The organism is Acinetobacter sp. TW_SC_4, from assembly GCF_054861205.1.
In genome coordinates this window covers 110,815-123,233 of sequence record NZ_JBSLRK010000002.1, presented here as the reverse complement: position 1 = coordinate 123,233, position 12,419 = coordinate 110,815, and the positions used below count along the sequence as shown (strand labels likewise).

Sequence of the window (12,419 nt, the reverse complement as noted above, 5' to 3'; positions counted from 1 at the left end):
TCAATTCTTGATTGAACTCTCACTGGCTTTAACTTTCGCATCAATCGTTCGAGGGTACTGAAGTTGAGCTGCCTCAGCTTCTTCTTCTTCACGGACAGATTTCTTAAAGTCCTTGATTGCACCCCCTACATCTTTTCCTAGATTTTTTAGTTTAGAAGTACCAAACAGTAAGATCACTACAATTGCAAAAATCAGTACATGCCAGATGGATAACCCTGCCATATTTTATCCTCATTTAATCTTTTTAAATTTATTGGCTTATATCAACACTAACAAATGACAGAGCTATGAAGATTTGATGTCAATATAATGACAAGGGTAATCCACCCATAAATAACCGAAGTTAAAAATAGAGGTCAAGCAGCCATTAATTAGAGGTAGCCTTCGTCTGTTTGCTTGGTGTGGTCTTTCATGGTTGTAATGCCACAGCCAACTCGTTGCATAATCTTGCACTTCTTCCAGTGTTTCAAATAAATGCGTACTTAGACAGCTATAGCGTATAGTTGGATTATAATGTTCAATATACGCATTCTGCTGTAGCTTACCTGGTTGAATATATTCAATACGAATACCTTATTCAGTTCCCCAGCGCCCACATTCATGATTGATAAACTCCGGACTATTCTCAAACCGAATAACTAACGGATTTTCTCGCCACTCTAGCAACTGATTCAACGTACGAATAACCCGAATTGTTGGTAATGAGAATTCTGCTTCAATCGCTAAACCTTCTCGACGAGAATCATCAATTATATTCAATAGCCGACACAAAAAGTGCCCCAAATAGAAGAATTACTGCCACACCGCTGGAAACTTGAACGGAATTAAAAAAATAGGTATGGGGTTCAGCGGATACTTACAAAAAAGATGTCTACACAGACCTCTTTTTTATTTGGGCTTAATACGTGAAATTATTGCTGAGTGTCATCTTCATTCAGAATTTGCCCTGTGTGCTTTGGTGTGATTAAAGGTGCAGTCGGACGCGGTCCTGTGTATTGCAAACCGATACCCGCATAGACATCATCTGCTGCAACTTCGGTTTCAAAACGTTCCTTATCTCGTTCTCGGATTTCTTGGCTAATTTCTTCAACATTACTCTGGTCAACACCCAATTCTTCTAAAATGGCACCGCCAAATAGCATTGCCGACTCGAAGGTTTCTCGAATCATGTAATCCACATTTTGTTTTGCTAAATGCAGCGCATGCTCACGGTCATAAGAGCGAACCAGTAACTTGGTTAAAGGAAATTCATGTTGCACCAACTCTACAATCTCATTCGTCGTTTCTTTGTGGTCTACGCAAACAACAATTGCCTCAGCCGTATCTGCTCCCGAGGCATGTAAAATATCTAAACGAGAACCATCGCCATAGTAAATTTTAAATCCAAATCTTTCAGCGTTTTGAATCATGTCGATATCATTATCAATGATGGTCACATCAATCCCTCGAGCAAGCAGTAATTGACTGGAAACTTGTCCAAAACGACCGAAACCAATCATCAATACTTTTCCAGAAAGTCCTTCGGCAATACGGATATTTTCTAAAGAAGTTTGTTCTGTAGTTTGGGTAAAACGTTTAAATAAAAAGCCAATAATCGGGGTCAAAATCATCGATAAGACTACAATCGCAGTCAGGTTTGAGCGTTCAACAGCACTAATGACTTGAGCACTCATGGCGGCAGTAAAGAGTACAAAAGCAAACTCACCCCCTTGAGCCATCAGTAATGCGCGATCGAGTGCTTCGGAGTGTGAACTTTTGGTCATGCGTGCAATCAGGTAAATCATGGATGCTTTGACAAACATCAGCAGAAGTACAGCACTTAAGATTAACACCCAGTTATTTTTTACGACGTTAAGGTCTAGTGACATGCCTACACCTAGAAAAAATAATCCGAGCAATATGCCACGAAACGGTTCAATATCTGCTTCAATCTGATGGCGAAAAGTGGATTCGGAGAGTAATACCCCTGCAAGGAATGCCCCCATTGCCATCGATAAGCCAGTGACTTGCATCAGTAATGCTGCGCCGAGCACCACCAAGAGTGCTGCTGCAGTCATGACTTCACGGGCTTTGGCTGCAGCTAATAAGCGAAATAAAGGATTAAGCAACCAATAGCCTGCAGCGATTAAACCTGCAATTGAAATTAAACCAATTCCGATGCTCTGCAAACGCGTAGAAGTACTTTCAACAACATGATTCGGTGCGATAAAAGCGACAATTGCCAATAAAGGTACAATCAACAAGTCTTCAAACAGCAGAATCGAGACAATTTTTTGTCCTCGTGGTTGAGCAATGTCTCCACGATCTCCCAAAAGTTGCATTACAATTGCAGTTGAGGTGAGTACAAAGCCTGCAGCACACACAAAACTCACTTGCCAAGAATAGCCATAGACCAAGCCTACAGCCGTTAGCCCCAATGAACAGGCACTAATTTGTAATGTACCTAATCCAAAAATTTCTTTTCTTAAACTCCATAAATACAATGGACGCATTTCTAGTCCAATCACAAACAGATACATCACAATACCAAGCTCAGCGATATGCAAAATAGACGCAGAATCGTAGAAAAATGCCAGTCCAAATGGACCAATAATTAATCCTGCAATTAAATATCCCAATACCGAGCTTAATCCTAGGCGCTTGATTAAGGGGACTGCGATCACTGCAGCCGTGAGCAATATGACAGGGGATAAAAGGCTGATAGATGTGGCTTCTGCACTCATATATTTCTCAGATTTTGTATTGGGGCTGTTGACATTTCAAGTATAGAATTTACCCGATAAAGGTAGCCAAATATATATATACAGGCTTCAAGCTAATGCAACTGCAGAGCCTGTAAATAATTTTGTGTAATTGCTTTTCATAAATTTAAAGGTGATCACTTAGAACCTATCCAGAATATTTTCTATGCAAAAGGGCTTTGTTGCACAAAGATTTAAAAGACAGCACCTGCTTATCTGAACAGAACTCAAGTGACAACTTGGGTATGTGGTCTGCCTAAGTCCGTAAATTTATTTAATACTGCCACACGTGCATGAATCTCATTGACTTGGCTTTGAAAATTTCTCGCACTGAGTTTATCCCCCAACAATTTGATGCAATGCATCTTGGTTTCAACCAAACTTCGCCGATGATAACCAGACCATTTTTTCCAAAGCATTCTTCCTAAACGTTTCACTGTTTTTAATAATTCATTCCGCTCTAAAGATCTCAATTTCTGATCTTTCCATGGTTTTGCATTTTTTCTTGGTGGAATGACCGCATGTGCATCTCGATCTAAAATGACTTGTCTGCAGTACTTCGTATCATAAGCACCGTCGATATAGACCGAATCAATTCGTTCGTCTAAAGGAATTTGAGCAAGTAAATCATCGAGTACTTGTGAATCGCTCACATTATTTGTAGTGAGCTGTACTGCACGTATTTGCAAGGTGTCGGTATCAATACCAATATGAAGCTTACGCCATTGGCGACGATATTCAGGTCCATGTTTCTTACGTTTCCATTCACCTTCACCTAGAAACTTCAAACCAGTTGAGTCTACGAGTAGATGTAGTCCATCGCTACTTTTTTGATAGCTAATCGCAATATCAATATGTTTTTGTCTTCGACAAAGCGTGCTGTACGAATATCGCTGATATTCGGAGCAGCTCATTTACACAGTTTAATCAAACTTTGAACAAAACCTGTGACCATGCGTAAAGAGAGTCTGAATAGAGATTTGATCATTAAACAGCATTGAATAGCGGTATCAGAGTAAGTTTGATTTCGACCTTGCTTGCCTTATGGTTGTGCATACCACTGAGTGTTTGGATCAAACCAAATGGAAATATTACCTCGGTTAATGAGGGCACGATTGTAGGAAGACCAGTTAGTTGTACGATAGATTTTAGGAGCAGGTTTATTCATATTGAAATTATAGGACTGAATAATCTTTCTAGGCTAGGTTTATGCAACAAAGCCCTTTAGAGTTGAAGTAACAAATCAAATTTAAATCAGATTTGAAAAATAATTACGGTAGTTGCTGTCCTGTGGTAATAATTCTAATAAACGCTGTACAGCATCAATACGATCATGTGTTTGCCCAATAATCCGTAATAATTGATCGGTATCCTTTATTTGATAAATCAACTGGCTTAAACGGGCATCAAAACAATGTCTCCAAGTACTGAGTAAAGGGCTTTCTGATTTAGATAAAAAGCTACCTTTATATAGCGAGAATGTACTCGAAATAAGATTTGCATTTAATGATTGTTCAGCACGTAAAAAATCACATTGGACTTCACAGGTAAGCCTATAAATGCGAGCCTCAATTGAATGAGGTAATAGGCTACGAAGTTGTGAAAGCTCAGCCTTTAAGGTTTTTAGGCTGACATTACGCTCACCATAAAGGGCATAGTGTAACTCTTCTAAACCAATGCCGTACGGATACAAAGCTAAAATGCAAAGTATTTCAATTTGACGGTGAGTCAAGTTCAAAGTATGCCCATTAAATTGAACCCAGGGCGAACCTAGCGCTTTAATGTATAAAAAATTTTTCTGTTCAAATTTTATTGCTCGCTGTATTAAGTCTGCACAGCGTTCCACAGCAAGAATGCCTAGAGGGGTATGTTTTTTATATTTTGTGGAAAGATTGATAATGCCATGAAATTGACCTGAAGTCGGATCCCAGATAGGTGCTGCATAACAGACCCAATCACGAACACTGTCCATTTGGTTTTCATGAGAATATACACAACTTGATGTTTGACTATTTAATGTCATACCAATCGCATTGGTCCCAACCGCCTGCGTTGACCAATGGCCACCTTCAATAAAATGTACCTGTTCAGCAGAAGAAAGCATCGCGGAACTACTCCAGGTCCATAACAGAGTACCATGGTGATCTGTAAGACCAATTGCCATATCGGAATCATCAGCAATTCTTAATAAATCGGCATAATTATGCTGAATAGAGCGGCGGAATAGGGAAGTCTGATCTTCTTGAGGCAAAGCCAAAACGGGTGCAGCCTGAACAATATGCTGATTAATTAAATGTGTTGTTTGCAGCTTTTTTGCTAGTGCTGTATTGAACAGGTTCATATCATATTCCTTTATGATTAGACTGTAATATCTTTAAACTTCAGAAATCAATTTCCAGATCTATACTCATTCAATCTTTTCTTACGTGTACCAAATCATTTTTCTTGGATTCGTTAAATAACCTTTTTTGGGTTTTACCAGCCTTTTAGCTACTTTAAAAGTGTTGTTATGGACTGGAAATGACTATTTTTATCTGAAGTGTTAATAAAAGTAACCATTATGTTGATAAACGAGATCCTTTAAATGATGAAAATGTCATTCACGCACGTAGGGCACAGGTACAGCCTCACCATAATACTGGCGGTCAGCAAAATAACTCGATCGCACTAATGGTGCACTCCAAATATTCTTAAACTCTAAGTGCTCTCCATGAGTTTGATAATGTTTAAACTCTTGCAATGTAACAAAACGATGAATTGGCGCATGTGATTTGGATGGCTGTAGGTATTGGCCGATTGTGACATAATCAATTTGATAATCTTTCAAATCATTTAATAACGCAATAACCTCAGCTTCAATCTCTCCTAAACCCACCATCAAACCACATTTCGTTGGGATATCAGGGCAGTAGTGTTTAAATTTCTTAAGTAAATTCAATGAATGCTGATAGTCAGCGCCTGGTCGCATGGCTTTATACAGGCGTGGCACGGTTTCAATATTGTGATTAAAGACATCAGGTGGATTTTTGCTCAAAATTTTAAGTGCAATATCTGCGCGACCACGAAAATCAGGAACCAAAACTTCAATCAAAGTGCCTGGACTAGTTTGACGAATTTCTCGAATGCAATCTGCAAAATGCTGTGCACCGCCATCTTTTAAATCATCTCGGTCAACGGAAGTAATCACAACATACTTTAAGTTTAGATTCTTCACTGTTTCAGCCAAATGCAGTGGCTCGTTAATATCTAAGGCATTAGGACGGCCATGCGAGACATCACAGAATGGACAGCGTCGAGTACAGATATCACCCATAATCATGAATGTTGCTGTTCCACTACCGAAACATTGCGGCAAGTTAGGACAAGCCGCTTCTTCGCAAACGGTATGTAGTTTTTGTTGTCTTAATAAATCCTTAATGATTTGGACTTCCTCAGGTTGACTAATTTTAGTCCGGATCCATTCTGGCTTTTTCGGTATCGTTTCCGTTGGAACAACTTTAATTGGAATACGCGCCATTTTTTTAGCGCCACGTAGCTTCTTTCCAGTTAATACTGGGTTATTTAAATCCATTTCAAACACTCCGTCGTTTAAAATAATTAATATTGAGCCTGATATTAAATAAGCTGCTTTAAATGCATTAATAATATTAAAACAGGGCAAAAAAACTTATCATATAAAACAAAGGTTGGTTAAAGGTTTGTTTTTGTATATAGCTGAATAATATTAAAAAATTTACAAATTTTTTAATATTATAAACCACTGTTTTTAATGTTTATCTTATGTTTTTATGCATTATATTTTTTTAGTCTAATATGAAATTAAATAAAAATATTCTTATATAAATATACGATTTAAAAATCCAGTTATTCAATTTGGGATTTTCTTTTAAGCGTAGTTAATAAGGAATAAATATATGCAATTAACGGAAGAGCAATTGCTAGCAGCATACAAAAGAATGCGCGACATTCGTGAATTTGAGGATCGACTTCACGATGAAAACAATACAGGTGATATCCCAGGTTTCATCCATCTTTATAGCGGTGAGGAAGCTGTTGCCGTAGGGATCTGTGAAAATTTAACAGATAAGGACTTCATTACCTCAACACATCGTGGTCACGGACATTGTATTGCAAAGGGCTGTGACATTCACGCCATGATGCTAGAAATTTTTGGCAAAGATGATGGTTTGTGTCGTGGTAAAGGTGGCTCAATGCACATTGCGGACTTAGATAAAGGCATGCTCGGTGCAAACGGTATTGTGGGTGGTGGTCCACCTTTGGCTATTGGGGCAGCTTTAAGTGCTAAAACACTCAAAAATGGTGGGATTGGTCTATCTTTTACCGGTGATGGCGGTTCAAATCAGGGCTTAACTTTTGAAGCCATTAATATGGCTGTTGTGTTAAAGCTTCCTGTCATTTTTGTTTTTGAAAATAACGGTTTTGGTGAAGGTACTGCACATGATTATGCCGTAGGCAGTAAAGATATTGCAGGCCGAGCAGCAGGTTTTGGCTTACCCGCTGAAAAAGTAGATGGAACAGACTTTTTTGCTGTGTATGAAGTTGCACAAAAAGCCATTGAACGTGCCCGCCGTGGTGAAGGTCCGAGTGTGATTGAAACGGTAACCAACCGTTTTTATGGACATTTTGAAGGTGATCCGGGACTTATTCGTTCCAAAGAAGAACTGGATTATGTCAAAGAACATAAGGATCCATTGAAAATATTCCGCGAAAAAGTCAAAGACAAAATTGACGAAGCCAAGCTCGATGCGATTGACGCTCAGTCTAAAGCCAATGTAGACGATGCCGTTGCAAAGGCACGTGCAGCTAAGTACCCAGAAGCCTCTCAGTTACTTACCGATGTATACGTCTCTTACTAAAGGAATAGTAGAAAAATGCCAAATAAAAGTTATCGAAACGCGATTAAAGAAGCAATTGAATTAGAAATGCGCCGAGACCCAAGTGTCATTGTGGTCGGTGAAGATGTTCGTGGTGGACATGGTGGTAAAAATACCGATGATAATAAGCTGGAAGGTTTTGGCGGTGTACTTGGTGTAACCAAAGGCTTATGGACTGAATTTGGTTCTGAACGAGTCATTGATACTCCAATTACAGAATCAGCGATTATTGGTATGGCGGCAGGTGCTGCTGCAACGGGTTTAAGACCTGTGGCAGATTTAATGTTTATGGATTTTTACGGCGTGTGTTATGACATGCTGTATAACCAAGCAGCTAAATTTCGCTACATGTTTGGCGGCAAAGCCAAAGCACCACTCGTTGTACGTGGCATGATTGGTGCAGGTTTTTCCGCAGCAGCGCAGCATTCTCAGTCGCCATATAACGTGTTTGCCTCAGTGCCTGGTTTAAAAGTGGTGGTGCCTTCAAGTGCCTATGATGTAAAAGGGTTGTTGATTCAAGCCATTCGAGATGACGACCCAGTAGTCTTTTGTGAACACAAGTTGTTGTACGACATTAAGGGCGAAGTGCCAGATGAGTCCTACACTATTCCTTTTGGTGTCGCAAATTACACCCGTGAAGGCACAGATATCACCATTATTGCCTTAAGTTTGATGGTGCATCGTGCCAATGAAGTCGCTGATAAGCTCGCAAAAGAAGGCATTTCGGTTGAAGTGGTTGACCCTAGAACCATTTCACCATTAGACGAAGATGGCATTTTAGAGTCAGTAGCTTCAACAGGTCGTGTGGTGATTGTAGATGAATCAGCAGCACGTTGTGGTTTCGGACATGATGTGGCTGCGCTTATTGCCCAGAAAGGCTTTCATTATCTTAAAGCACCAATCGAATTAGTCACTCCACCACACTCACCCGTACCATTTTCACCAGTACTAGAAAAAGAATGGCTACCTAGTGTAGAACGCATCGAACAGGCTGTACGCAAGACGTTGGAGGCTTAGGATGAGCGAAATTAAAACTTTAGAAATCCCAAAATGGGGTTTGTCCATGGAAGAGGGTACGATTGCCCAATGGCTGATTCAGGAAGGTACCCAATTTAGTAAAGGACAGGAAATTTGTGAAATTGAAACCACAAAAATCGTCAATGTATTGGAGGCACCTTTTGATGGCCTGCTACGAAAAATTATTGCTAACGATGGTGACACACTGGTCGTAGGTGGAATCATTGCAATTTGTGCAGACGCTCAAGTTTCCGATGCAGAAGTTGAAGCATTTGCACAGTCTTTAGGTGGAACACCTGCTGTAACTGAAAATAAAGCGGTAGCAGCGGTTCCTGAAAAAGTCGATGTGGCTCAAGTTGAAACCAAAGTACAAGCTGCTCCTAAACAGAACAGTGTTGGTAATGGATCAAAAGCGGTGACTCAGGGCGGATATTTTATTCCTGATGAGTTACAAGGCTACCAACAAAGCGATGATATTTTTGCAACGCCACATGCCTTGAAATTGGCTGAAAAGCATAATGTAAACTTGGCTCAGATTACGGGTTCTGGACGTGAAGGCCGTATCAGTGTTCAAGATATTCAGGCCGCAGTTCAAGCTGCTGGTGGTTCTTGGCCAGATGTACGTCATCAAGCCAGCACGAAAGCCGCGAAATCTAAAGCAGATGACAGTTATGTTCTAGCGACACCTGTTGCCCGCCGTTTGGCAAAACAATGGGGCATTAATTTGCATGATTGTCGTGCATCGGGTTCACGTGGACGAGTCTGTAAGGAAGATGTTGAAGCTGTATATCAACGTGAAAACCCTGTACAAGCTCAACATACTGAGTATGCGCATCCAACAGAGTCAGCAAAATTCACCACCGTAGCTATGAATGGTATGCGTAAAGCAATCGCTGCACGGCTACAAGCGGCAAAACGCAATGCACCACATTTTCGCTTAACGATAGACTTAAATGTTGAGTCGGTTCAGGCTTTGCGTCAGCAAATTAACAGTACTGTACCGCAAGTCAAACTGTCCATTAATGATATGCTGATTAAAGCTGCTGCTGCTGCACTGATTAAAGTTCCACAAGTTAATGTTCAGTTTGATGAAGAGAATCAGCAGATTTTTCAGTTTGAACAGGCTGATATTTCGGTTGCTGTAGCCATCGAAAATGGACTGATCACGCCAATTATTAAAGCAGCGAACCGTAAATCTTTGGCGCAAATTTCCAATGATATGCGTGATCTGGCGACACGTGCCAAAACTGGAAAATTGGCACCTGATGAGTTTCAAGGGGGCAGTTTCAGTATTTCCAATTTGGGCATGCTTGGTATTCAACAGTTTGATGCCATTATTAACCCGCCTCAAGGTGCAATTCTAGCCTTAGGTGCAGCAGAGAAACGTGCTGTCGTTGAAAATGATGAGATTGTTGTTCGTGAAATGGTGACCGCAACATTGTCTTGTGATCATCGTGTCATTGATGGTGCGTTGGGTGCTCAATTCTTATCGGCATTTAAGCAGTTTGTCGAAAATCCTGCATTAATTTTGGTGTAGGAGGAATAGTCATGTCAGATACACAATTTGATCTTGTGGTTATTGGTGCTGGTCCTGGAGGATATGTCGCTGCGATTCGCGCAGCGCAACTGGGATTAAAAACGGCAATCGTTGAAAAACAACACTTAGGCGGAGTGTGTCTTAATTGGGGATGCATTCCAACCAAGGCATTATTGAGCGGGGCTGCGCTTGCACAGCAGTTCAAACATGCAGGGCAGTTTGGCTTTACGCTTAACGCGATTGATTTTGACATTCAAAAACTGGTCCATCATAGCAGACAGGTTTCTGAGCAACTCGTGCAAGGTATCGGTCAATTATTGAAAAAAAATCAAATCACTGTTTTTAACGCGGCAGCCCAGTTCATTGCCAAAGAGCAATTAGAGCTTACAGATGCGAATGGTCAAAAACAGCAGATTTCTGCACCGCATATTATTGTCGCAACAGGTGCACGTGCGGCCAATTTGCCTCATATTCCTGTAGATGGCCATCAGGTCTGGAGTTATAAAGAGGCTTTAGTTCCGGAACAATTACCAAAATCTTTACTGGTCATTGGTTCGGGGGCTATAGGCAGTGAGTTTGCAAGCCTATACCAAGACTTAGGCTGCCAAGTTACCTTGGTTGATATTGCAAAGCAGATTCTCCCTAGCGAAGACATTGAAGTTGCGAAGTATGTACAAAAGCAATTTGAACAGCAGGGTATGCAGGTTTTAACCGAAGCGACTGTAAAAAAAATAGAAACTGATCAGGCTCAAGTACATTGTCATATTGAAACTGCCACAGGTGTGCAAATCATTACTGTTGAAAAGGTGCTTTCAGCTATTGGCGTGAAACCGAATGCTGAAAATCTTGGCCTAGAAGCTTTGGGAGTTGAATTTGAGAATGGTTTTATTAAAGTCGACTCATGGTGTAAAACCAATGTAGTGGGCATTTATGCAATTGGTGATGTCGCAGGTGCACCGTGTTTGGCACACAAAGCCAGTCATGAAGCCATTCTTTGTGTGGAGAAAATTGCAGGCCTAAGTCATGTACATGCTTTAGATCGTACACAAATTCCGGGCTGTATCTTTACCCATCCACAAGTGGCCAGTATTGGTTTGACAGAACAGAAAGCGAAAGCTACGGGCTTGAATATCAATGTGGGTAAGTTTCCTTTACAAGCGAATGGTAAAGCATTGGCTTTGGGCGATAGCGCAGGATTTATTAAAACCATTTTTAGTCAGGAAACGGGTGAATTGTTGGGTGCTCACATGGTTGGACATGAAGTCACCGAACACATTCAAGGTTTTGCCATCGCGAAATACCTAGAAGCTACAGATGAAAGCTTAGCGCAGGTCATTTTCCCTCATCCTACTTTGTCTGAGGCGATGCATGAGTCGGTCTTGTCGGCGATGCAACGTGCAATCCATATTTAAGGAGTCGCAACATGCCTAGAGGTTTAAACAACAAAGTTGCTTTAATTACGGGTGCGGCACAAGGCATTGGACGTGGTATTGCCTTACGTTTGGCACAAGAAGGTGTTCATATTGCATTGGTCGATCTTCATCAAGAAAAGTTAAATACTGTTCAACAAGAGATCGAAGCCTTTGGCGTAAAAGCCACCACATTTATTGCAGATATTTCAGATCCAATACAAGTCAGTCATGCAATTGATCATGCAGAATCGACACTTAATGGCTTTGATATCATGATCAATAATGCAGGGATTGCACAAGTTAAAGCGTTGGAAGAAGTAACGCCGAGTGAATTTAACCAAATCATGAACATCAATGTCGGTGGTGTACTTTGGGGGATTCAAGCCGCAGCAAATAAATTTAAACAACGCCAACAGGCTGGAAAAATTATTAATGCCTGCTCAATCGCAGGTCATGAGGGTTTTGCTCTCCTCGGTGTTTATTCAGCAACTAAATTTGCAGTTCGTGCATTGACACAAGCTGCAGCTAAAGAATATGCCAGTGCTGACATTACTGTAAATAGTTATTGTCCGGGTGTTGTTGGTACAGATATGTGGGTCGAAATAGATCAGCGTTTCTCTGAAATTACAGGCGCACCAGTTGGTCAAACGTATAAAAAATATGTAGATGGTATTGCTTTAGGACGTGCTGAAACACCAGATGACGTGGCTGCATTAGTTGCATTTTTAGCCAGCGAGGATTCAAACTACATTACAGGTCAGTCTATTTTGACAGATGGTGGAATGGTTTACCGTTAATATCAACATAAGGAATACAT

The 12,419-nt window shown here is 40.6% G+C and carries 9 protein-coding genes and 2 pseudogenes; 5 read left to right on the top strand and 6 right to left on the bottom strand.

Annotated elements, in window-relative coordinates; translation table 11 throughout:
• From ACWM1W_RS16120 to lipA, 6 genes and pseudogenes are all read right to left on the bottom strand, one after another.
• Positions 1-222 carry a Sec-independent protein translocase subunit TatA gene (locus ACWM1W_RS16120; protein ID WP_034171713.1) on the bottom strand — a complete coding sequence of 74 codons (222 nt, stop codon included), beginning with the start codon at positions 220-222 and terminating at the stop codon, positions 1-3.
• A gap of 147 nt (positions 223-369) precedes the next feature.
• Positions 370-765 (bottom strand): annotated as a pseudogene (locus tag ACWM1W_RS16115) (integrase core domain-containing protein); the annotation flags it as partial.
• Between the two features lie 146 nt (positions 766-911).
• Positions 912-2,723, bottom strand: a complete 1,812-nt coding sequence (locus ACWM1W_RS16110; RefSeq protein WP_034171714.1) for a monovalent cation:proton antiporter-2 (CPA2) family protein — start codon at positions 2,721-2,723, stop codon at positions 912-914.
• Between the two features lie 245 nt (positions 2,724-2,968).
• A pseudogene (locus tag ACWM1W_RS16105) lies at positions 2,969-3,909 on the bottom strand (IS5 family transposase).
• Positions 3,910-3,990: 81 nt separating this feature from the next.
• Entirely contained in the window at positions 3,991-5,082 is a 1,092-nt protein-coding gene (locus ACWM1W_RS16100) for a sigma-54-dependent transcriptional regulator family protein (protein ID WP_005105904.1), read from the bottom strand.
• 255 nt (positions 5,083-5,337) lie between these two features.
• Entirely contained in the window at positions 5,338-6,312 is a 975-nt protein-coding gene (gene lipA, locus ACWM1W_RS16095; RefSeq protein ID WP_005237641.1) for a lipoyl synthase, read from the bottom strand.
• A 343-nt stretch (positions 6,313-6,655) separates the two neighbouring features.
• Between lipA and ACWM1W_RS16090 the strand changes: the two genes are divergently transcribed.
• Genes ACWM1W_RS16090 through ACWM1W_RS16070 form a run of 5 tightly spaced genes read left to right on the top strand, consistent with a single transcriptional unit; the run spans position 6,656 to position 12,399 of the window.
• Positions 6,656-7,618, top strand: coding sequence for a thiamine pyrophosphate-dependent dehydrogenase E1 component subunit alpha (locus ACWM1W_RS16090; protein WP_004812189.1), 963 nt, complete (start codon positions 6,656-6,658; stop codon positions 7,616-7,618).
• A gap of 15 nt (positions 7,619-7,633) precedes the next feature.
• Positions 7,634-8,653, top strand: a complete 1,020-nt coding sequence (locus ACWM1W_RS16085; RefSeq protein ID WP_048881927.1) for an alpha-ketoacid dehydrogenase subunit beta — start codon at positions 7,634-7,636, stop codon at positions 8,651-8,653.
• A gap of 1 nt (position 8,654) precedes the next feature.
• Positions 8,655-10,190 carry a 2-oxo acid dehydrogenase subunit E2 gene (locus tag ACWM1W_RS16080; protein ID WP_375726253.1) on the top strand — a complete coding sequence of 512 codons (1,536 nt, stop codon included), beginning with the start codon at positions 8,655-8,657 and terminating at the stop codon, positions 10,188-10,190.
• 11 nt (positions 10,191-10,201) lie between these two features.
• Positions 10,202-11,602 (top strand): dihydrolipoyl dehydrogenase, encoded by a 1,401-nt coding sequence (gene lpdA / locus ACWM1W_RS16075; RefSeq protein WP_034705948.1) that lies wholly within the window; start codon positions 10,202-10,204, stop codon positions 11,600-11,602.
• Between the two features lie 11 nt (positions 11,603-11,613).
• Complete coding sequence (locus tag ACWM1W_RS16070; protein WP_125279653.1) at positions 11,614-12,399, top strand: acetoin reductase; 786 nt, start codon at positions 11,614-11,616, stop codon at positions 12,397-12,399.
• The last annotated feature ends 20 nt before the right edge of the window (positions 12,400-12,419 follow it).